General features: G+C 41.6%; 19 protein-coding genes. 12 read left to right on the top strand and 7 right to left on the bottom strand.

The genetic code is table 11. From position 1 onward, the window contains the following. Window positions 1-235 precede the first annotated feature (235 nt). Window positions 236-1,846 carry a mechanosensitive ion channel family protein gene (locus AC59JO_RS29440; RefSeq protein WP_497309968.1) on the top strand — a complete coding sequence of 537 codons (1,611 nt, stop codon included), beginning with the start codon at window positions 236-238 and terminating at the stop codon, window positions 1,844-1,846. 443 nt (window positions 1,847-2,289) lie between these two features. On the opposite strand, the gene AC59JO_RS29435 is transcribed toward AC59JO_RS29440, so the two are convergent. Further along, window positions 2,290-3,270 carry an acyl-ACP desaturase gene (locus tag AC59JO_RS29435; protein WP_413666052.1) on the bottom strand — a complete coding sequence of 327 codons (981 nt, stop codon included), beginning with the start codon at window positions 3,268-3,270 and terminating at the stop codon, window positions 2,290-2,292. Between the two features lie 55 nt (window positions 3,271-3,325). Next, a complete protein-coding gene (locus AC59JO_RS29430; RefSeq protein WP_497309966.1) occupies window positions 3,326-4,399 on the bottom strand; it encodes a glycoside hydrolase family 5 protein in 1,074 nt (357 codons plus the stop codon). A gap of 111 nt (window positions 4,400-4,510) precedes the next feature. Between AC59JO_RS29430 and AC59JO_RS29425 the strand changes: the two genes are divergently transcribed. The 11 genes from AC59JO_RS29425 (at window position 4,511) to AC59JO_RS29375 (ending at window position 17,281) form a co-directional block, all read left to right on the top strand. Then, window positions 4,511-5,857, top strand: a complete 1,347-nt coding sequence (locus tag AC59JO_RS29425) for a sensor histidine kinase (RefSeq protein ID WP_413666050.1) — start codon at window positions 4,511-4,513, stop codon at window positions 5,855-5,857. Window positions 5,858-5,869: 12 nt separating this feature from the next. Beyond that, window positions 5,870-7,957, top strand: coding sequence for a cellulose biosynthesis cyclic di-GMP-binding regulatory protein BcsB (locus AC59JO_RS29420; RefSeq protein WP_497309964.1), 2,088 nt, complete (start codon window positions 5,870-5,872; stop codon window positions 7,955-7,957). A gap of 196 nt (window positions 7,958-8,153) precedes the next feature. Next, on the top strand, window positions 8,154-10,007 hold the full coding sequence (locus AC59JO_RS29415; RefSeq protein ID WP_497309962.1) for a glycosyltransferase family 2 protein: 1,854 nt from the start codon (window positions 8,154-8,156) through the stop codon (window positions 10,005-10,007). Then, complete coding sequence (locus tag AC59JO_RS29410) at window positions 10,004-11,572, top strand: hypothetical protein (RefSeq protein WP_497309960.1); 1,569 nt, start codon at window positions 10,004-10,006, stop codon at window positions 11,570-11,572. The genes AC59JO_RS29415 and AC59JO_RS29410 overlap by 4 nt, the downstream gene beginning before the upstream one ends. A 1,446-nt stretch (window positions 11,573-13,018) precedes the next feature. Beyond that, window positions 13,019-13,195 (top strand): hypothetical protein, encoded by a 177-nt coding sequence (locus tag AC59JO_RS29405; RefSeq protein ID WP_497309958.1) that lies wholly within the window; start codon window positions 13,019-13,021, stop codon window positions 13,193-13,195. Next, the gene (locus AC59JO_RS29400) at window positions 13,168-13,833 is read left to right on the top strand and encodes a dCTP deaminase domain-containing protein (protein WP_497309984.1); all 666 of its coding nucleotides are present in this window, start codon (window positions 13,168-13,170) and stop codon (window positions 13,831-13,833) included. Before AC59JO_RS29405 ends, AC59JO_RS29400 begins: the two co-directional genes overlap by 28 nt. 9 nt (window positions 13,834-13,842) lie before the next feature. Then, window positions 13,843-14,841: a nucleotide kinase domain-containing protein gene (locus tag AC59JO_RS29395; RefSeq protein WP_121233197.1), complete on the top strand. Its 999-nt coding sequence runs from the start codon at window positions 13,843-13,845 to the stop codon at window positions 14,839-14,841. After that, entirely contained in the window at window positions 14,802-15,917 is a 1,116-nt protein-coding gene (locus AC59JO_RS29390; protein WP_497309956.1) for a thymidylate synthase, read from the top strand. The genes AC59JO_RS29395 and AC59JO_RS29390 overlap by 40 nt, the downstream gene beginning before the upstream one ends. Before the next feature lie 4 nt (window positions 15,918-15,921). After that, window positions 15,922-16,212, top strand: coding sequence for a nucleotide modification associated domain-containing protein (locus tag AC59JO_RS29385; protein WP_497309954.1), 291 nt, complete (start codon window positions 15,922-15,924; stop codon window positions 16,210-16,212). Next, window positions 16,209-16,667, top strand: coding sequence for a TIR domain-containing protein (locus tag AC59JO_RS29380; RefSeq protein ID WP_497309952.1), 459 nt, complete (start codon window positions 16,209-16,211; stop codon window positions 16,665-16,667). Before AC59JO_RS29385 ends, AC59JO_RS29380 begins: the two co-directional genes overlap by 4 nt. After that, window positions 16,667-17,281: an Nmad2 family putative nucleotide modification protein gene (locus AC59JO_RS29375; RefSeq protein WP_497309950.1), complete on the top strand. Its 615-nt coding sequence runs from the start codon at window positions 16,667-16,669 to the stop codon at window positions 17,279-17,281. The genes AC59JO_RS29380 and AC59JO_RS29375 overlap by 1 nt, the downstream gene beginning before the upstream one ends. 280 nt (window positions 17,282-17,561) lie before the next feature. Here the strand turns inward: AC59JO_RS29375 and AC59JO_RS29370 are convergent, their stop codons facing one another. From AC59JO_RS29370 to AC59JO_RS29350, 5 genes are all read right to left on the bottom strand, one after another. Beyond that, a complete protein-coding gene (locus AC59JO_RS29370; protein WP_497309948.1) occupies window positions 17,562-19,055 on the bottom strand; it encodes an anti-phage protein in 1,494 nt (497 codons plus the stop codon). Between the two features lie 391 nt (window positions 19,056-19,446). Then, a complete protein-coding gene (locus AC59JO_RS29365) occupies window positions 19,447-20,178 on the bottom strand; it encodes a peptidase associated/transthyretin-like domain-containing protein (RefSeq protein ID WP_497309946.1) in 732 nt (243 codons plus the stop codon). Between the two features lie 698 nt (window positions 20,179-20,876). Next, window positions 20,877-21,944 (bottom strand): AAA family ATPase, encoded by a 1,068-nt coding sequence (locus AC59JO_RS29360; protein ID WP_497309944.1) that lies wholly within the window; start codon window positions 21,942-21,944, stop codon window positions 20,877-20,879. A gap of 401 nt (window positions 21,945-22,345) precedes the next feature. Then, window positions 22,346-22,585: a hypothetical protein gene (locus AC59JO_RS29355; RefSeq protein ID WP_110585715.1), complete on the bottom strand. Its 240-nt coding sequence runs from the start codon at window positions 22,583-22,585 to the stop codon at window positions 22,346-22,348. A 132-nt stretch (window positions 22,586-22,717) separates the two neighbouring features. Beyond that, entirely contained in the window at window positions 22,718-23,062 is a 345-nt protein-coding gene (locus AC59JO_RS29350) for a hypothetical protein (protein WP_497309941.1), read from the bottom strand. Window positions 23,063-23,180: the final 118 nt, after the last annotated feature.

The following is a 23,180-nucleotide window of genomic DNA, read 5'->3' as shown; positions in this document are numbered from 1 at the left end:
TTCACTATTGATTTTGTGGGTTAACTTAAACCTATGAGAGACGCATGTGATGCGCCTCCACATAAAAACATCTTAAACAAAACAGCCTCTGAGAAAAATCCCCCTTCTTTGCGCTTGCACAGAGAGGGGTGACAAGCGAAGCGACGTCGGGGTGAGTTGGCACGTTGAAAGGTCAGCACTTTACAAAATCTTATTTCCGCCAAATATTTTTTAGCTTTAACAGAAAAACATCCCTATGCCTAAAATTTATAGCCTGCTCATCCTCTTTCTGTTTGCTGCATTTACCTCACAGGCACAAAAACTTCCCGCTAAAAACGGCGAACCGGTAATTATTAACCAAGATACCCTGTTTAAATTTTACGCCCCGCAGGGATTGTTTAACCCGAAAGAGCGCGCCGGGATTGTTACCCGGCGTATTAAGGCCCTGATGAGCCGGATAGATTTTAATCCCGATTCGCTAACCCTTAAAAACGACACTTCCGTATCGATAATAACCTATAACGGCCAGATGATCATGGGCGTTAACAATACCGATGCATCCTACTCCGAACTTAACCGGCCCCAACTGGCAGCAAGCTACCTATCTATATTAAAAAACAAACTGGGCAACGTTTTTGAAAGCAACAGTCCTAAACAATTAATGACCAACGTACTTGAAGCCGTTGCCGTCATTATACTGCTTATTGTACTGATTTGGGTAGTAAATAAAGGTTTCAGGTGGATAAAACTAAAAATCATATGGGGTTGGGAACGCCGTGTTGAAAAACTGGCAGACAAAGGCGCACCGGTAGCCTACGCCTCGCGCCTGCTTCCGTTTATCAGCGGACTGATCAATATTGGCCGGTTGCTCATCATCCTGCTGCTCGTTTACCTCGCTTTGCCGGTGTTATTTTATATTTTCCCTTCGTCGCAGCCTATTGCTACGCAACTCATCGGCTTTGTGGTTGATCCGTTGAAAAGCATCCTGCTGGCTATTGTACATTTTATCCCCAACCTGCTTACCATAACTGTTATCTATCTGGTTACGCGATACATTGTAAAACTGGTAAAATTTATAGCCACCGAAATCGCTAATGGCGCCATCACCCTAAAAGGTTTTTACCCCGAATGGGCTATTCCAACTTACAACATCATCCGTGTATTGATGTATGCTTTTATGTTTGTGGTGATATTCCCTTATCTGCCAGGCTCGCAGTCGAAAGTATTTCAGGGGGTAACTGTTTTTATTGGTGTGCTGTTTTCGCTTGGATCATCTTCGGCAATATCCAATATGGTATCGGGCATTGTGCTCACTTACATGCGCCCTTTTAAAATTGGCGACCGGATAAAGGTTGGCGAAATTATGGGCGATGTCATTGAGAAAAACCTGCTGGTTACCCGGGTACGTACCATTAAAAACGAAGACGTAACCGTACCCAATGCTTCTATTTTAAGCGGCGCTACAGTTAACTATACCTCGTCATCAAAAACTTTAGGGTTGATATTGAACACCAGTGTTACCATTGGTTATGACGCGCCCTGGGAAACTATCCATAACCTGCTCATCAACGCTGCAGAAGCTACGGATGGGATCCTCGCTAATCCCAAACCCTTTGTACTGCAAACCGCGTTGAATGATTTTAATGTAAGCTACCAAATCAATGCTTATACCGATCAGCCGGGCAAAATGGCTGTCATTTATTCAAGGCTATACCAAAATATACAGGATAAGTTTAATGAAGCAGGGATGGAGATCATGTCGCCGCATTTCACTGCAATACGCGATGGCAGCCATATCCAAATCCCGGAAAACTACGTTACCGATGGATATAAAAAGCCGGGGTATAAGATAGAGCGGGAAGAGTAAATGCAAATTGAATTGCGCTTGTTTTAACAGAAAAAAGATAAAAAAAGACGTCATTGCGAGTAACCATCAGGGAAATCCTGAAAAAAATCGTAATGACGTGCAAGATACTTTTTAGAGATGGTGCGCTGGGTTGCGTTAGGGATGGGAGCGGATACCGGCCTGTGGCTAAGGCCTTGTGCAGTATGAGCGTACAGCCCGGGCCGCAGGCAACGCCCATATTATAAAACTCACTCAAAGAAACACACTTAATAATCAATAACTTACGATCACGTCATTATAAGATACGAAGACAACCGACCGTAGGGAGCTCATTAATACCTATAAAAACAAATTATAATTATTAATAATCCCCGATTTCCAGGTCCGCCCTGTACAGCTCGCGATTGCTTCGTACCTCGCAATGACGCGTGGACAGAGTTCCTCTTTAAAATTTGATTGATCGGTTACCCGTTTATCCAGGTAAACTTGTACTCCAGCATTGGGTTTTTCATGCGCTCGGCTACACGCAGTAAGCGGGCCGGAAGGTTCATAACGTAATCGCGGGCTTTTTCGCCGGCTTCGTCCAAACCTGTTACGCTTTCAATATGCCAGTCGGTTATTAGTTCTTTCAAAATATCCACATAATCGATAGCGGTGTAAATACCTAAACGCTGTGCAGCATCGGTAAAATGGCCAAAAGTTTGACCAACCTTTAAACCAACCTCGCGCAGGAAGTGGGCAGGCATTACAATCTTTTTGCGCATCATATCTTCAAAAGCGATCATGGCTTCGCTTGGATCTACTTCAAATATTTTTTCGATAAAGTATTTGTAAGCTTTAGCATGACGTGCCTCGTCTGACGCAATTACACCACACATTTTTGAAAGCAGCGGATCGCCGTATTTTTTGGCTTGTGAGGCTACACGGCGGTGCGACACATTGGTTGCCAGCTCCTGGAAAGAAGTGTATATAAAGTTACGGTAAGGGTCATGACCGGTACCGATATCAAAACCATCTGAAATAAGGTATTGGGTTGAGATCTCCATCATGCGCATATCCACACGGCCAGACAGGTACAGGTATTTGTTAAGCAAATCGCCATGGCGGTTTTCTTCGCCTGTCCAGTGGCGGGTCCATTTCATCCAGCCACCTTCTTCATTGTCAGATACACCTTCAACCATGGTAAGCCATGATTCGTAAGTAGGCAAAGCCTCCTCGGTAATGGTATCGCCAATTAAAACGGCAATCAGGTCGTACGAAAGGCCTGCGGCGCTTTCCTGCAATTCCTTAATCTCGGTAAAGAAAGAATCCCTTGAAGAATCGGGCAAAAAATCAGACGGCTGCCAAATGGTGTCAATCGGTTTCAGGTATTCATGTATTTTTTCTAACATGAACTTTTCGATGTGCACCATTACTTCTCTGCGCTTTTCTTCAAAAAATCTCATAACTGTATATTAGTGAGCAAAGGTAACTAAATTTGTAACATTAATAGTTAAATTTTCACTGAGCACTGCTAATTGCGTCTTTCATACACAAGGGTAAATTTTCAATAGCCGGGCTGCCGTTAAACAGCGAAAAATTACTGTTATAATCCCAAATCATGCCAGGAATATCGAGTTTCTTTAAAGCTTTGCGTACCGCTTTAATATACCGGCACCTGCTATCCGTATCGGCATACTTGTTGTAAACTCCATATTCGCCGCATATAACAGGAACATCATATTTCAACGCCCAGTTTTTTACAATTAGCAGTTTATCATTTATTGACTGTTCGTTACCATCGCGCGGGTACATATGGTAGTTACTTTCGCCAGCGGTATTTTTTGCTTGTGGATTAAGTGCAGGAAAATTTTCCGCATTGTATGGAAATGATACCCCGGTGGTAGCTACCTGGTCGCCCACCCAGCTTGCCCCCTGGTGGGTAAAAAAGAAAGGTTCGTAAAAATGAAAGGTGTAAATAATATTATCGTCGGCCAGCCTTTCAAACCTGCTTAACTCGTAGATACTGTTATAGTTTGATGCCCCTACAATAAGCGTGCGTTGCTTATCAATTTTACGGATTGCAGTTACAATATTGTATGCGGCATCCCTCCACACTTTGGGGCTGATATGGGGCGGCTCGTTATAGATCTCAAAAAACAGGTTATCGTGGCTTGCGTTTTTATACCTTTTAGCTATTTTTAGCCACAAATCAATTATCCGGGGTGTTTCTGTAAGGTAATTATTATCATTTAAGCTGCCGTAATGATAATCTATCACTAACCTAAATCCATAAGTATGGCATTGTTCAACAACTTTATCTACATAGGTAAATAGCTGCGCGGTTGTTGCCGGGCTAAAGGAAGTAAAAGCAGCCGGCAGCCTGATGCTTTTAAAACCCAATTTTTTGAGCAGCAGAAAATCGGATTTTTTAAGGGCGTTTTGGGGCAGTGAGTTTTCGGCCCAGGTTTGTTCAAGCCATGAAATACTGATGCCATTGTTTAAACTTCGGGCACGTTTAAAAGCAGCAGCCCGGGCTTGCTGAGGAATTGGACGGCTTTTTGCAACAGGAGCAATTACTGTTAATAACAGCAATAACAAACCTGTTTGGATTATCGTATAACAAATATTTTTGTCAAGCAATATTTAACTGAATTAATTTAAACAGCGGCCTTAATTTTTAATTACAATTCAAGATAACAAATAATGTTTGTTCAAATTACTAAAGAAGAATTAATTAGAGAGACCTCAAAAAAGGCGTGGTATCAAACCAATAACATAATCTGGACAATTATATTCCTGTACCCTCTTTTTAGTATTGTTGATTTTATTTATGCCACAAACTTCTGGCTGCAGTTTTTCATCATCCGCATTATAACTATCCTTATTATATATGGCCTGTTCAGCTATTTTCAGCATAAACAGTTCAGTTACCGCATATTGCTGCATATAAGTTTCTTTATGCTTTCGGTAACGGCGGCGGTATTGTGCAACCTGGTAAACATCCAGTTTTTAACCATTTACTTTATGCTGTTTGCCACTACCCTGCTGTTTTTTAACCTGCAGGCCTTTTGGGAACCATTAAACTCCATTATCCAAACCTTAATGGCATTGTTGCTGCTTGCTATTTTCTTTAACCTGCTAAGCGAATACAATCTCGACCTGGTTTTAAGCAACGGCGGGCAAATCTTCTTTATCATTGCCGGTATCTCCTGCTTAATACCCAGTGCAAGGTACAAAGTGATCCAGCGTGAAGTGCGCTCGCAGATCATGATCGAAAAATCAAACGAACAGCTTAAACAGCAAAACAAGGATATCGCCGAAAAAAACAACCTTATCGACCTGCAATATGAGCAGCTCCGCAAACTTGACAGCCAAAAGAACAGCTTCATCAATATTGCCGGGCACGATCTTAAAAACCTTATTGGCTCTATTGTAATGAGCAATAACATGATCAAGGAGGAGGATTTCAGGCTCAGCAATGATCAGAAAGAGTTTGTTGGCTACATCTCCGAATCGGCCGATAAGATGCAGTACATGCTTAACAAGCTGATGGATGTTAAGGAGATCGAATCGCCGGATATGAAATTCAACATGGAGATCTTTGATATCAACGTTGAAGTGATGCATGTTTTTAAAGGCCTGTATGAAACGGCTCTCATGAAAAACATCCACCTCATTGATAATGTCCTGAAGCTGCCCCTCAACGTAAGGCTTGATAAGGTGTTTACAGGCCAGGTGTTCCAGAACCTGTTATCAAACGCTATTAAGTTTTCGCAAACCAATAATAGCATTAAGGTGGTAACCAGCCTGCAACGTCAGCGCTTTGTTTTTGAGATCATCGACGAAGGTATAGCAATAGGCCAGCAGGAGCTGGAAATGATGTTTAACAAGCTTAAAACCCTTAACGATACATCGGGCGTTACCGAAAGCCGCTTAGGTTTGGGTTTATCAATTGCCAAGCTCATGACCCAGGAAATGGGCGGCGAGCTCAGCTATCGCAGTGATGACAGCGGCAATTATTTCAGAGTAGAATTTTACGTAATAAATTAATATTTATAATCAATGAATAAGTTTTTTACCTTATTAGCCTTTATTCTATTATTCAACACGGCTTCGCAGGCACAGGGCAACAGCATTGTATCCTTCAAATCCTATGGCCATGAAGATGACGTGGTATACGGCATGAGCGGCGCTATTTCATTTTACTTCAAGATTACCCCTTTGGTTGAAATGAATGGCAGTAAACTGGTTTTGTTTTTTGAACCGTCGCAGGCATTGATAAAATCGCATTCATATATTAACCTGGTTATCAATAACAAACCGGCATACAGCAGCCGCCTGGGGCCCGATTCTATCCAGAAGATCACCCTTAACCTGAGCCGTGCCGACTTGAGCCCCGACAAGTTCCTGAAGGTACAGATCAAAACCCTGCTCACCATTACCGACGATCAGTGTAAGGATCTGGATAACCCGGCAATGTGGTTAAAGATCAAAAACTACTCATACCTATCATTGGTTAAAAGCAATAAAAACTTTTTTGATAACGTAAATATCAGCAACTGCTTCGATTCAAAAAAAGCTATCGTTTATCCTTCAAACCCAAGTCTGCATGACCTTAAGGCAGTAGCCTGGGCTTATTCGAGGTTAAAAAAGACCCAAACACGTGAAATTGCAGTTTATGAAGAAAGCAAACTACCCGACAGTGTTCGTAACTACATCAGGGTAGGTGCCATTGACAAATTACCTGCCGATGCGCGTGCATTGGTAAAAGTTACCCCGCAAGCTAACCAGGGCTTATTTTATCTGCACAAATCGGTAAGCCTGCTTACAGATACCATTGTGCATATGGTTGATGTAAAAGGGCAGTTAGTGCCGGTTAAAACCGTAACGCAGGAGCAAGCCCCTAAAGAGGTATTGTTTATTACCGGTGGCGATGATACAGGCTACGAAAAGGCTATTACCGCCCTGGGCAACATGAATGTGCTTAACTCAACCTACGGCGATTACCTGCTCATTAACCAGGCCGAGAACACCTTCTTTAAAACCATCGACGAAAACCGTTCAAAGCTATCATTAAAGCAGATTGGCGGTGTGAGCGATTTCCTGTCGGGCATTGGCTCGTTAAAGAGCGCTTACAGCTTTAAAAACAGCGATTTTAGCTTCACCCCTAAAGAAGTGGAGATCCGTTTTATAGCCAATTACAGCGGCCTTGCCCCCGGCGACCGTGGTTTCTTCAACATATACCTTAACGGTTTGCTCATCAGCAGCGAAAAACTGGATGCATCGGGCAAGCTGAACAGCAGTATCACCATTAACCGTTATCAGCACCATAAATACAACACGCTGGAGGCCGAATTCAGGTTTTACCCTACCAACGGTAACTGCCGCAACAGCTTCACCAACTTTTTTGCCGAGGTTGACGTTGATAAATCATACCTCGAATCAAAAAACCCTTTCATTACCAGCGACCTGAGCTTTTACCAGTATCCCGAGGCATTTAACAAGGGCACAACCAAAATTGTAGTAAGCGAGGAATACGCCAAATATGCCGCCGGTGCTATGGGCGAGATCATTTACGAGCTTAACAATAACATCAACGCCAATAACTTCCCCGAGTTTGTTTACTCGAAAGATTTGAAGCCAATTGATCTGAAGCAAAACAATATCATAGCCCTGTTATCAAAAGATGATAAAATACTTAAGGAGTTTCGCGATGCCCCCATCCAGTTCGACAGGAACTTCAGGCTTTACAACACTGATAACAACCAACCGGTTTATTCCCTTTCGGATACGGTATCAAACGGCCTGGCGCAGATCTTTTACGGCGTAAGCAACAATGCTACCCTCGTACTTACTGCTACCGGCACGCATGTTTCCGAAGCCTTTTTGGCGGTATCCAAATCCATTACCGAGCAGCTTTCAACCCTGTCCAGCAATGTTTGTATCTCGGATGTTAACTCCAACAAATACCTGTTCAACATCAACAAATCCAGCGAAAACCTGGAGTACATTGATACCAAGAGCGGTCTTACCCGTTTCTGGGACAGCTATAACCTGTACATTTTGTTAGGCATCCTGATCCTGATCCTGCTTTCGTTCCTGTATGTGCGTTCAAAAGTTCAAAAATCGCAGGATTTGTTTAACGATTAAAACCTCACCCTGCCCTCTCCAAAGGAGAGGGTTTAAGTAAAATGAAGTTAAAGTCCTCTCCTTTGGAGAGGATTTAGGTGAGGCTAAGGCATCATCATAAATACAGTGACAAACCGGAGCCCTCTCTGGAAAGAACTTAAAAAAAGCTCCCTCTCCTTTGGAGAGGGCGGGGGGTGAGGTTTATAAAACACCTAATATGGATACATTGAGTATTTCAATTCCTGATATTTTGGTTGCCGACGGGTTCATTTCGCCGGCCGACCAGGAAAAGATCCATGCTTTTTCGGAAAGATCGGGTATGTCATACCTTAAAATAGCCCTTAACTTCGGCTATGTTTCCCGCAAAAACTATGAACGCTCCTTAGGCAACGCAGGCTACCAGTTTGCCGAGATCCGCAATGAGGCCTTCGACCAAAAGATCCTCGACCAGGTCGACCTTAAATTTGCCAACGACCAGCTGGGCCTCCCACTCCGCATCGAAAACAATAAGGTAGTTACCATCATGGCCGACCCCAGCAATGAGCTCTTCCTCGATTTTGTAAGGTTCACCTATGACCTGGAACCCGAGGTTATCGTAGCATCCGACCTCGAGATTACCTGGCTAAGCCACAAGCTTACCGGACAAAAATATGTGAAGTCATCCGTTTTTGAACTCCTCAAGCGCGACCCTAAAAGTTCGGCCTCAACAACGTTCACCGCGCCGCAGCTTGCTTTTATATTTATTTTGTGGGGATTTACCGCCGTTGGTCTGTTCCTTAACTTTAAAACCGTATCCATCGGCATTAACCTGGTCATCAGTTCGTTTTTTTTGGTGGCTATTATTTTTAAGCTGTTCCTGGCATTGGTGGGTTCGCGGTTCGAGCTGCACCAGGCCGTTACCAAAAATGATCTGCGCGCTATTATAGATGATGAGCTGCCCGTATACACCATACTGCTGCCCGTTTACAAAGAAGATAAGCTGATTAAAAAGCTTATCTGGAACCTGCAAAGTCTTGATTATCCGCGCGAGCAACTGGATATCAAACTGCTTATTGAAGAAGACGACAGCAAAACCCTCGGCGCAGTAAAAAACCTCGATTTCCCTGCCGTGTTTGAAGTTATTGTGGTGCCTTTCCACATGCCTAAAACCAAGCCGAAGGCCTGTAATTACGGTCTGCATTTTTCAAGGGGACAATACCTTACTATTTACGATGCCGAGGATATCCCCGATACCGATCAGCTTAAAAAAGTAGTGGCGCTGTTTCACAAGCTGCCCGAAAATTATATCTGCATCCAAAGCGCGCTCAACTACTTCAACCGTAACGAGAACTTCCTTACCCGGATGTTCACCCTCGAGTATTCGTACTGGTTTGATTATATGCTGCCCGGTTTGGATACGCTGGATATCCCCATCCCGCTTGGCGGCACCAGCAACCACTTTAAAATGGATGTGCTGATTGAGCTTGGCGCCTGGGACCCCTTTAACGTAACCGAAGATGCCGACCTTGGCGTACGTGCCTATGCCAAAGGTTATAAGGTAGCCATAGTAAACTCCACCACGTACGAAGAAGCCAACAACAACTTCTGGAACTGGATCCGCCAGCGCTCGCGCTGGATCAAAGGTTACATGCAAACCTACCTGGTGCACATGCGCAACCCCGCGGCCCTTATTAAAAAGATAGGGGTTCGCGGTTTCCTGGGCTTTAACTTTTTCATCGGCGCTACATCGGCAACATTCCTCATTTACCCGGTGCTGCTGCTCATCTTTATCTGTTACCTGATATTTGATTTTTCAACCATCCGCAACCTGTTTCCTGATTGGGTGCTGTTCATGTCTATATTCAACCTTATGGTGGGCAATATCCTCATGATCTATATCAACATGATGGCTGTATTTAAACGCCGCTATTTCGAGCTCATTTTGTTTGCCATAGCCAATCCCGTTTACTGGCTTATGCACTCGGTGGCGGCTTATATGGGCCTGTACCAGCTTATCACCAATCCGTTTTACTGGGAAAAAACCAACCACGGTTTAAGTAAGGTTAATAACCCCACAAACGTTATTAAATGAAAATTGCCAAAAGTACATACCTGTTTATATTTACCCTGGTACTGGCAGCCTGGTACCTTTTAATAGGCATCTACCTTAACCAGCTGGGCTATTATAACCAGGAGAGCCTTTTTTATATCGAAAAAACCAAAATCGTGTTCGAAGGGCTGGGCAACCGCCTAAAGGTAATGGGCCTCACAGCGCCGCTGCTGCCTTTTTACTCGTCGCTTATATTTTCGTCGGTAAACAGTTACCTGGCCCCGGTAATAGCATCGGCACTGGGTACGGCAGGCTTTTTCTACCTTATTTCGCGCTCCTTCCTCATCCGTGTTAAGGATGATTTTTACCTCATTATGGTAGCCGTGCTGTTTGTGCTGCATCCCGGTATTATTTATATGGCCTGCTCGGGCAAAGCCATATACCTGGTGGTTATTTGTGTATACCTTTTTTTCCTTAACCTGCTCAAGTTTTACCGCTCAAACACCACGTTTCACATATCCATAGCCAGTATGTGTTTGGTAACGCTTATTTTTTGCGATTACCGTTTTATCTGGCTTACGCTGTTCTTTATTCCGCTGGTACTTTCAATAACGCTGGCCAGCCTTAACCTGGGCGAAAAGGAATCCATCTTCAGGCTGTTCATGAGCTTTAACAGTCCGTCGTTAAGGCGTAAGCTCATTAATAAAACCTTTGCCATTTACATCATCCTGTTCATCCTCCCCGTAGTATCGCTCATTTGCTACAAGCTGCTTAACCAAACCCATGCCAGCGACTACAACTACTTTATGGAAAGCCCGCTGGCCACCTGGAACGTACTTGTCGACAAGCTTAATTACGATACCACCGTAACTGCGGTAAACTACCAGCTGCCTGAGCTCAGCATCCTGGTTTCATTAAGGGTAATTTATTTTTGTCCGCTGATACTGTTTGGCCTGTACCTGCTACGCGAAAGCACTTATCACGTGCTAACCGTTATCACCCTGTTTGCCTTTGTGGAGTTTTTGCATATTAAGTATGATAAGCTGTTCCTCACCTACCAGTACTACCTCATATTTTTATTTGTGGCGCTGCTGTGTATCATATTTAAGGTACATACCATTAAAAATAAGCTGGCGGTTAAACTGGGCCTGGCCTGCGTAATTGTGCTGCAGCTGTACACCGGCTACACGTTTTTAACCCACTCGCTCATAACCGACGAGCGCCGTTTCATCACCACCCTTAACCGCCTGGAGCCCAATACTGATCAAAGCGAAAGCAAGGAAATAGCTGCCTACATCAACAGCTTGCCCGATGGTACGCACATCCTCATGGACGATGCCGTATCATACCCCATTGTGGCCTTTACCAATAACATTAAAAAGCTGACCCTGCCCTATCAGCTCGGCTCGTTCCTGTCGGCCATTGAAACCCCCTACAGGTACGACGACTATATCCTGATAGCCACCCCCAAAAACCCCTTCACCGGCTACACCCAGCTTAACGACAAATACATCCCCGAAATCCGCCGCCTCAACAGCGGTATAAACTACAAACGGGCCTACGAAACCGACGGGTGGATTTTGTATAAGGTGGTGACGTTGCAGTAGGGAGTGGCAGTGGGTAGTGGCAGTTGCAGCATGGCAGTAGCAGTGGACAAAAATTCCCCTCTCGAGAGGGGGCGCGGTAGAAATGCGCGGCAGCAGGGGTGTGTTTATACGCGCGATCAGCAGCATCATGGTTAATTAGCATATAAACAAACTCATTCCATACGCCCCTCCGGAAAGGTAACCCTGAGTACGCATCTTTTCAATTTCATCATCAATAAAAAAGAATGTCATTTCGACGAACCAGGCCCGGGATTTGTGCGCCGGAGGTGAAGAGAAGTAGTTTTTTTAGTGGCAGTGATAGTAGCAGTGGACAAAAATTCCCCTCTCGGGAGGGGGCGCGGTGGAAATGCGCGGCAGCAGGGGTGTGTTTATACGCGCGATAAGCAGCATCATGATTAATTAGCATATAAACAAACTCATTCCATACGCCCCTCCGGAAATGTAACCCTGAGTACGCATCTTTTCAATTTTATCATCAATAAAAAGGAATGTCATTTCGACGAACCAGGCCTGGGATTTGTGTGCCGGAGCTGATGAGAAGTAGTTTTTTCAGTGGCAGTGATAGTGGCAGCAGCAGTTGCAGTGGGCAGTTGTTTTTTAGTGGCAGTGATAGCAGCAGTAGGTAAAAATTCCCGGCTCAAGAGGGGGCGCGGTAGAAATGCGCGGCAGCAGGGGTGTGTTTATACGCGCGATAAGCAGCATCATGGTTAATTAGCATATAAACAAACTCATTCCATACGCCCCTCCGGAAAGGTAACCCTGAATACGCATCTTTTCAATTTTATCATCAATAAAAAAGAATGTCATTTCGACGAACCAGGCCTGGGATTTGTGCGCCGGAGGTGAGGAGAAATACTGTACGCGCCGCTTTTACATTTAGTTTATACGCGCGATGGGGATACGCCTTGATCAGCATCCGGCTTAGACAAGTAATCAACATGCCCCTCTAAATCGTCATCCCGAACTTGTTTCGGGACCCCACAGGACAAGTAAAACGCTTTGCCCTGCACCCGGCTTAGCAAATGAGATGTTGAAACAAGTTCAACATGACGAAAAAAACATCCCCAAAACCTTAAATCCGAAATCGAAAATCCCAATTCCGAAATCAAAACAATGGCGTTGCCTGCGGCCCGGGCTTTACGCTGCAAATCCTCGCCCCGGCCTCCGCGCGAAGGCCTGTGCGGGCTGTGGGTTTTCCGCTGCAATCCCTAACGCGGCCTGGGCTCACGGCCTGATAATTATAGTCAGAAAATGCAAAATCTTTGGTATCGCAAGGCTGCGTCTTGTGGCCAGTTTGCTGAGGGTATTGAAGTGGCTTGCGATAATGGGAGTATTATAAAATCTGATTATGATTAGCCCCTCTCATATAATAATTAATTATGTAAGAGATATTATCATAATAATAATATAATCACTATATTAGTTTAGTAAACCCCAACCTAAGTCATGTCCTTTTTAAGTGGAACCCAATTAGAAACTGTTTTAGAAAAAGCTTTAGGCGATACATATAAGAAAAGTAAAATTTCTCAGGCTGCTTATGAATTGTCATTGGGCAATCAAATATATAGAAGCGACTCGGAGACAAAAAAAGGGAAATCCTTGATGATAAAAATTCGCAAGTAATAATTAATCCGGGGCAATTCGCATTACTTATAACAGAAGAAACCATTAGGATGCCAGAAAATTATTTAGCATTTATATCAATTAAGTTTCACCAAAAAATTAAGGGCTTAATAAACGTATCAGGCTTTCATATTGATCCGGGATTCGAAGGCAAAATTATTTTCTCAGTGTATAATGCAGGGCCGACTCCGATAATGATGGACAAAGGGAGACCTTATTTCTTGCTTTGGTTGACGACTCTTTCCGAATCAATAAAATATACGGGAAAACATCAAGGGCAAAACGAAATCTCAGCTGAGATAATTGAGCAATTAAAGGGTGACTTAGCGTCCCCTAATGCACTATTAACACATATTAAAGATGTAGAAGACCGATTAACAAAAAGAACAGAGGAATTGAGTGGGAAGAAAAATTACCTGACTTGGCTTTATCAGGCATTAGTTATTGTATTTGCAGGTCTTTTTATAACTGAATGTAGAAAAAATGACCAATTATCATTTGCTTATCAAACAGGTGTTAAAGATGGACAAACAAAACAAGGATTAACTAAAGACGTAATCTCGTATATTGATAGTGTAGAAAATAAGCGAAATTCGCTAAATCATGAAGACACAATAGAACTTCGCAAACACAAATAAATATACATCATGAAGATAAGAGACGAAGCATATCAATATTATTTTTATTTCATTCAAGAAAGAATGAACATCTTTTGGAAAAGATTTGACGGCTCACAATCAAATTTCACGAAAGATAAAATTTTAGCGCAACACAAATTCACAAACGTCTATAGAGCTCAAGACAGAGTTAGTCAATATTTGATTAACAGTGTGATTTATAATCAAAACGAATCATTTAACGAGCAAGATACGCTTCTCAGAATCTTAGTTTTCAAAATATTCAACAATATTGCAACGTGGGAATTCTTAGAGAAAAAAACAGGTACGATTAAAATAACCAATTTCAATACCAACTTAATCTCAAAACTCCTAAAAGAAAGAATTATTGAACAACCCATTTTCAGTGCAGCTTATATGATGACGGGCAGTCATCAAAAATATAATATGTATTCTTCCAAACATGAAAAATGGCTGAAGATGGTGGAGCAAGAGTTTCTAAAAGAAAAGCGTATTGATAAGATCATAAAAGCTGATTCTCTTGAAAGTATTTTTAACATACTCTCCGAGTGTTCTTTCCTGGGAGGCTTTTTGGCGTATCAATATACTATAGATTTCAATTATTCAGAAGTGATAGATTTCGACGAAAACACTTTTGTCAAAGCGGGAATAGGATCTATAAGAGGTATAAAAAAATGTTTCCCTGACCTGGGTAAATATTCCTTTGAAGATTGCATTAGATATACACAAGATAATTTTTCAAAATTTCAAGATAAATATGGTTTTAATAATTTTAAAAATCTCTTTGAACGGGAGCCCAAATTAATTGATTTACAGAACTGTTTTTGCGAGACTGACAAATATTTGCGTGCAAAAATGCCTGAGTTAATGGTTGATAACACTCGTATCAAACAAAAGTTCACTCAGCCAAAAGCCCCGATTAATTTTCTTTTTCCTCCTAAATGGGGAATTAACGATAAGATAAAACAATGCACTACAAAGAATTCAAAGGAATTAATTCTTTTTTGACAGGAATGGCAAAGATCCTCTTGAAAGAGTCTGTGGTACGAAACACCAGAGGATTTAAATGCTATGAACTATCAAGCCCCATTGTCGCAAAAATCAACAATCCGTCATCAAGGCTGATAACAATAGCTGAAAGGGAATGGAATTACATTCTTCCATATGTAGAGAGTTTATGGTTGGCCTCTGGGCGAAACGACATGGATATGGTTGGACATTATGTAAAAAAATTATACGATTTTTCAGATAATAATGAAACAATGAGGGGCGGTTATGGCCCTCGTTTGCGTTGGTTTAATGGCGTAGCTGACGATTATGCAACTGGATACCATCAAAAACCTCAAACTCATGATCTTGAATCAATAATGGAAGTTGATCAATTCAAATTTGTTGAACAAAGCTTTCAAAACGATCAATATACTAGGCAAGCAATCATTTCGTTAGCTGACCCGGCAAAAGACTGCTTTGATCAAAATCAGAATTTAAAACGAACAAAAGATTTTCCATGTACAAGAAACATCCAATTTTTAAGGAATAACAATAAACTGGATGTTATAGTTCATATGCGATCCAACGACTTTTTATGGGGTGCAACAGGGGTGAATATATTCAACTTTACTTTCATGCAAGAGTATTTTGCACAAATTCTAAACCTGGAGATAGGAGAATATTATCATATTGTGAACAACTTTCATTATTACGAAAATTTCAAAGACCGAATAGAGACATTCGCTGCAATTGAAAAAGTGGATGACGAATGGCATACTTATAAAAAAGGCTTCAACAATCTGAAAGAGTTTGATGAGCGAATATCCGTACTTGAAACTTTTGAGAAATTGTTACGAGAAAAAAAGACAACTAAAATACCAGAATTCGAAGATGGATTTTTCAACGATTGGGCCAAGGTGATTTATTCCTTTCACTTCAATAAAGCCCCAATTAGTTTTGATAATCCACTTCTCAATCTTTTATCAGAGAAAAAGCTGACAAGTAAAACCATAAAAGAAAACAAAATAGAATTCGATAAAACATTTACAAATCAAAATGATTTATCGTCGACCTATTGGCAAAATTTCATTTAAAGTAATGACTGAAAATCAACCCAAAATGACGGAAGAAGAGTTACAACAGATAACAAAAGAGTTGATAATCATATTATTAAAAAAGAATCAAGATTACGGCGGAGCCAGTTTCGATTTAGGACTGAACGGAAATATGGTTCACCTATGGGATAAGGTCAGACGATATAGAAATTTAGTTGAAAAACAGAATTGTAGTAATATCAAGCCAAATTTCGAGAGCATAGAAGATACTTTGATGGACATCATGGGCTATGCAGCAATAGGCTTAATAATTTTAAAAAATGAGATAAAATGAAAAAGTATAACAAAATACTGCTTAGTAAACAAAACGTAAGTGAAGACGATCTTCAAACGCTTATCCAGCAGTTAGAAGAAAACGAATGCGAGGTAATTTTAAGTGAATTAGAAGAAAAAATAGAACAACTCGGTGACGACGAAGAAATATTTATAATTGAGGAGATTGAGAAATGTGATATTGTATTTGTTTTAATAGGAAACACTGAAGAAGAAAATGAATGTGTGAAAAAGGAAATCGAAGAAGCAGACAAACGAGAAAAATTAGTTATTGGAATATACATGGGTGGTAATGCACAAAGCATCCCTCCAGCACTTGAAAAATTCGGAAGCGGTTTAATCACAAATGACATTATCAAAATCATGTCTGTGCTTCAAGGAAATGAATGTCCATGGGAAGATCTGACAGGGGGGCCGAGAAAACCTACTAAAAAAATTGATACTTCTGAGTGCTGATGCGTTTTTTCTCATATATAGTAGCCAGAGACTATGGGTTTGCACCAAACCCGTTCTGGAATATTTGCACCTTAGCAACCTGTAAGCCAGATATCCGTAAAGCTGCAAATATTGGGGATTGGATATTTGGCACTGGTTCAAAGAGTAATAAAGTTAGCGGAAAATTAATCTATGCTATGCAAGTTTCTGAAAAATTGGCATTTGAAGATTATTGGGAAGACCCAAGATTTCAAATAAAGAAACCTCGAATGAACGGTAGTTTTAAGCAGATGTACGGTGATAATATATACCACAAGGCTAACGACGGTTCTTGGTTACAAGAAGATTCCCATCATACATTGCCGGACGGAACGATTAACCCAAAAAACTTAAAGACAGATACAAGAGGCCTTTTCGTGTTAGTATCAACTAATTTCTATTACTTCGGAAAATCATGTATCAAAATTCCAGATGCCATCTTAGACAACATTTGTTTAGATAGGCAGGGCTTTAAATATGTTGACAATGCATCTGGTCTGGTGCTATTGGAATATTTACAAAACAATTTTATATCTAAAAGGAACGATTACCCTATTCAATTCGATGGTGAATTTAAAAGGTTCGAAGGCAAGTAATCATTCATATTATTAAATTTTCGATACCGAAGTCACTCGATATCACCTTGGATGCTAACAAAAGCCAGCGCCAACGCATGTGTGCCGGGTGTAACCCGTACGCTAAGAAAACATCATCACAAAACTCACAATCTATTATTCCAGTAATCATTCAGCTATAAAGAGAAGGCTATATATCCAACAGCCTTAGCCTGAGGTGACAGCGTTTATTTTTTGCAATCGAAATGCTGTGACTTTTTGTTCGTTCGGCAAATGTTGGGCTGCCGGCGATGTCAGGAATTTACTTTTCAATTTTTATACCATTTTGCAAAGCATAAACGACCTTTGGATCTTTAATCCTATAAGTTATAACACCGGCATCTTGTCCTACTTTTTCTACTAAACCAATCCGCTCCATACCAACGACATAATTTTGTGTTGAACTACCGGTATTAGCTCTCTCATTTAGTTGATTTCTTGTAAAGGTCTCACTATCGAGTTTTAGTAAATGGGCCGTATAAGAATAAAAATCCATTGAGTTAGCTTTAGCATTTTGCTTCCTTGGATAATATTCAAAATAATTAAAATTAGATATAAAATCTTGAATCCCATTTTGACAAGCCTCGATCTCAATTTTGGCTGATTCTGAATTAACGCGGTATTGATTCCTCAAAAGCTTATCAAACAAATGCCAAAGATCTCTTGGGTTACTATTCGCTAAATTAAAAAGAGTATCAAAATGCTCCTGTTTATAATCATCTGTGAACAAAGCTTTAAAATCGTTAATTTTTCCATCAGAAAACACATTAAGCCTATTATTCAATGCACGTTCGAGATCAGATACGGTCCATTGAAGTTTTGGACAGTAATGCTTTTGAGTCCGCACATCTTCGAGTAAGTAATTGAAGGGTGTTGACCACATAGATATTACCAATTGTAGATCCGCATTTAATAACAATTTATTATCTGTTAATAAAGGCTTTATAAACTCAGCGATTGCTTCACCATTATTTTCAAGTCTACTATCTTCATCAACTTTATCAAGCAAAATTACTATTCTATCAAAATCTAATTTTTTAATAATCTTTAAAGTATCATCTAAAAGTTGATACCCTAACTCAATATTGTTAAAATCTTCATCTATATTTAATGGCAACTCAGGAAAAATGTTCTTTATATCATCTAATGCTGTTAATTTGGGAATAGTTTTAAAATGATTAACAATGTACTCTTCTAACATCTTAGCTCCGATCGTAAGACCATAATTTATTGGCTTTCTGGAAATATTAAATACCCTCCTAAATATTCTTTTATACCATGGAACTTGTATTTTTTCAATTTTATCCTTTAAAATTCTTTTGGATACTGTCGATACAAAATTTTTAAGCAAATATGTTAATAGAACTTTTTCTTCATGCGTGATCTTTTTTAGCCTTGAATCCTCAGTAATCAGATTTTCGAATAACGTTGTAGCTATTTTGGATAAAAGGAACTTATAAAAATCTATGGGCAAAAATGGATTCGATAGTGTGGAAAAGTCATCGATATAACAAAAAACGGAGTGTCCCTTTAATAGATTCCTATCAAAATCTAACAAAATAGCAGTCTTACCAGTTCCTCTATCACCAATTAATATTATTGTATTCTTTTGATTAAAGCTTTGAATAATCGGAGAATAATCGCCTGGTTTTATAAATAAATTTTCCTCCTTTCCTATTTCATTTTCGGTAGTGAAAGTCGAAAATGGATAATCTGTGAAAGATAGGCTTTTAACAAAATCATCAAAGCTTGCCATAAAAGGGATTAGGGTAATAATTGGTTAATACAATGATATATAAATTATGTAATATTATTAAAACATATTGATATATTTTATTGTTGATTCATTCTTTATCTCCTTCGCTGGCGCACGCGTGCCTCACCTGCTAAGTCTACATCATCCCAAAACTTGCAATTTCATATTTCCTGTAATAATTCAACAATAAAAGAAAACAGTTAAATTCCGTCTGACACTTACCCCGCTGCCGCAAGCGTCCTCGCTTGTGGCCCTCGTTCAGGTCTACGACATGACGAGCCGCTTGTATAACTTAGCATGCTGCCACAAGCGAGGACGCTTGCGGCAGCATAGGTAGTTTTGATTCCCGTACAGTTCGCGATTGCTTTGTACCTCGCAATGTGATCCACCACTATTTATCCCATAGTTTCAGGAAATCCCTGGATTGCCTCTCCTTTATGGGAATTTTCACGAATTCTTTATAGCAATCATTTAAGTATATAATCAAATCAAAATTGCCGGCGGTGTATTGCCTGACATCCGGGATGTAAAGCGTGATGAAGTTCCGGAGTTCCTGATCCCGGATGGTTAGATAATTCTTGAGATTTTCGGGACTGAAGACTTTTGATATTTCTTCTTTCTTTTGCTCATTTTCCAGGAAACGTTGCGCTTTATTTTTCTTGTTGGCATGGTTACCCAAATTTCTAATCACGAATTTGACACCTCCAACATTACGGCCACTATCATTCGTTTGATAATGAACTACCTGGCTGTTGAATGGCCCAGTTATTGGCGTAGTCTTGAATTTGTCTGTTGCTATTTCCTGAGCACTAACCTTTACTTCATTTAGCAACCGGGTTTTTAATGAAAGCAAAATTTGCAGTTTCTTCGCTGAAGTGATGTAAAGCGTATCCGCTTCGTAATTGGAACTCCAAAAAGCTAAGAGATCACCTACTTTAGCATCTATACTAAAAAAACCGTTAGCATCAGAAACCCCTTTGACATGGGTGTTTAAATTTTCGATGCTTATGCCGGCCAGCGCTGTTTTAGTAGTACCCTCAAAAATTTGCCCTTTAATTTTTTCCTGCGCCATGCCTGCGCAACAAAACAAAAAAGGCAGAAACAATAAAATTAATCTTTTCATGATAAGGTGATAAGAGACCAGGTTTATAGATTGCCATAAATTTGGTCAGAGGTTTCAAAGTTAAATTTCCATATTAACTTTTTAAACTTACCGATATTGCTCAAACCCAAACAAAAACCCCCTTTGCTGGCACACGCGTGACGCGTGTGTCCAGTATGCCGCTAAGTCTGCATCATCACAAAATTCACAATCTCTTATTCAGGTAATCATTCGGCCTTAAAGAGAAAAGGCAATATATCCAATGCCGATAAGACACACGTGCGCCAGCCTAAAGCTTCAAAGTCTCCGCCTCTGGGCTACCCTACATCTTATCAAACCTTCTGATTAAACAAAAGTTTTGTCATTTCGAACGAACCCTAAGCGGGATTGTGTGCCGGTGGTGAGGAGAAATCTTCTGCAAGCAGCCATCCCGCTATTCATGGCGTATAAGATTTCTCCTCGCGCCCAGCTTTTCCTGCGCTAGCTCGTTCGAAATGACATTTTCTTTAACAAAAAAATATGGGTACACGATAGCTCTCCTCGCTGGCGCATGCTTAACGCGTGATCCGTATGCTAAGTCTACTCATCACAAAACTCACAATCTTTTGTTTTGATAGTCATTCAGCTGTAAAACAAAAGGCAATACCTTCAATACGGATAAGACACACGCGACACGCGTGCGCCAGCTTAAGCTTAAAAGTCTCCCCCTCGGGGGAGATTTAGAGGGGGTGATTCAGCATCCTGTTCACGCTGCCCGCGCTCATCCCAAGCCGTTCGGCTATCTGCCGCTGGCTCAAACCTTCATCGCTTAATCTTTTGGCCTCGCGGTTCATGCGTTCGCGCTCCTGCCTGGAGGTATCGCGCAGGTGGTTTTTCTCGTAATCGTTACCCGTAAAAACAAACTTTAAAAAGCCCTTATGCCGTTCAAGCTGCGCAAGGCATATATTATCGGCGCCATAAGTTTCGGCGGTGCTGCGCTGCTTAATTTGCTTCAAATAGCGCTGGCCGGGTATGGAGTGGCTTTCGCCCATGGCAAAGGCGCTGTCGCAGAAATTGATGAGCATTTTACTGCCCTGCAAATCATTGCGGCTAAGCGGCAGGCGGGGGTTACGCTTGGGCGTATGGGCCAGCACCAGGATGCTTACACCATGTCGGGTTTTAAGCTTTTTCAGTTCTTTCATGAGGGTGAGGGCGGCCCCGGCGCTCTCGGTTCCGTTGCGCAGGCAGGTAATGTTATCAATGATGAGCACCCGGGCATCCGTACGTTTAATGCCCCGCGTTAAAGCATCAATCACATATTTGTCCAGCTTTTGATAGTGCGAGTTGGCGCGGTTAAACTGGTTGTATTCGCCGCGGTAAAATTCGGTGGCAAAATAATGGCGGTTTTGTCCGTCGGTATAGCGTTGTTCAAACTGCTTGCCGCTCAGCTCAAAATCAATATACAACACCGGCGAGGCTTCGGCCCCGAGCGTAAAAGGAGCAATGGGCTCGCCGCGGCTAATGCTGTCGGCCAGTTGTACAGCCAGCAGGCTTTTGCCCATATTGGTATCGGCAAACAGGATGCACAGCTCGCCCTCAAGCCAGAAGTTGCCAAACAGCATCTGCGGCGTTTCGTGTTCGGTTTCCATAGTCATCCACTCGTTGGCCGGGTAAATATCAAACACCTCCACCACTGCATCCGGGTCCGATATCATAACCTCCCCCTTACGCGCAAGCTTAGTCGCCGCCTTCCTCACATCCTCCTGAATCATTTGTATCACCAAAGGTTTCTCCGAAGTATGGTTCATAAAAATTAATGCCCCATCCCGCGGTTCTAAAGCAGGATAATCCATCGTTATTTGCCGCCAACCCGCCGGCAATCATGAAAGGCACTCAAATTTACCCACCAAAAAGTTCAGCATTGGTGACACCATTTTGTCAGTGTTCAATTTTTAAAAACCGGGTGTTCAACGTTTTTAAAATGAATTTTGTAAACAACTGATTATCAGATACCATCTGTTCAAACAGGGCTTTTGGAGCGATCTGCAATTTTGTAAGTATCTGACTATCAACCGTTCAATTTTCCCATAAAACGCAAAGTGTTTACACTTTCAAAAATTGAACACCACAGCAAACGGTCCCTCTCGCACATAAACAAAAAAGGCCAGCCCCACGGCCGACCTTTTGAAATTCTTTTACTAAGCTAAAACTATTCCTTGCTTTTCTTCTTAGCCGGTTCAACATACTTTTCACCAAGGGCTTCGAGGGCGGCAATGAGTTTTTTCCGTTCAACGGCATTATCGGGTACGGTAGCCAGCTTTTCGCGGCGGGCTTCCTCCACCTTGCGTATCTTCTCGTCGAAAGCCTTGTTGATCTTATCAAGTTCGGGTGTGGTATCCAGTTTGGCTATTTCTGCTTTAATTTGGGCTGCTAATTTTTCAAATTCCATAGGGCTATTTTTGGAAGCGCAAACATAAAAAAATGATTGTAAGTTATTATTACCACAATAAAAAGTATGTGTGTTAACTTGTATTTTTTGTTGCCAAACCATAGTTTAACCACAATCACTTCCTATTCCCCGTCAGCAAAACAGTTTCGGGCGAAAACGGGCAGAACAATGATGGGCGGTGCGGCTGCAGGGGCATAGCAAGTTTTTGCAGAAGGGAAGGGAAAGCGCGGGCAAAGCAGGGCAAAATAATTGCAGCCCGTGGTTCTGCCCGTTTTGCAGGGCAAAGGCCCTGTGCGGCAAAGAAACCTTTTTGCTGGAGTTACTCACTATTGTTTTTTTGAGTGTGTTCGTTATCTCGCTACGCTCGGTCTTGGTTCTCTTTGTCAAGAAAAAGAACGAAGCCAACCCGCGGCGACTGAGCGGGCCAATGTAAGTTAAATACAACAATGCGTTATCAGGGGCGTTGCCTGCGGCCATGATTGTGAGTGCTTTCCGGTCGATATGCCGGAGCCAAACGGCTGTAAACGCAAAAAGCCTTAGGTATTAGCTAAGGCTTTTGCAATGTTGCACCATTGAAGGTGATAAAGGGTGGCAC

The sequence above is a fragment of the Mucilaginibacter sp. A5337 genome (genome assembly GCF_059690695.1).
This window is presented reverse-complemented; position numbering and strand designations above follow the sequence as displayed.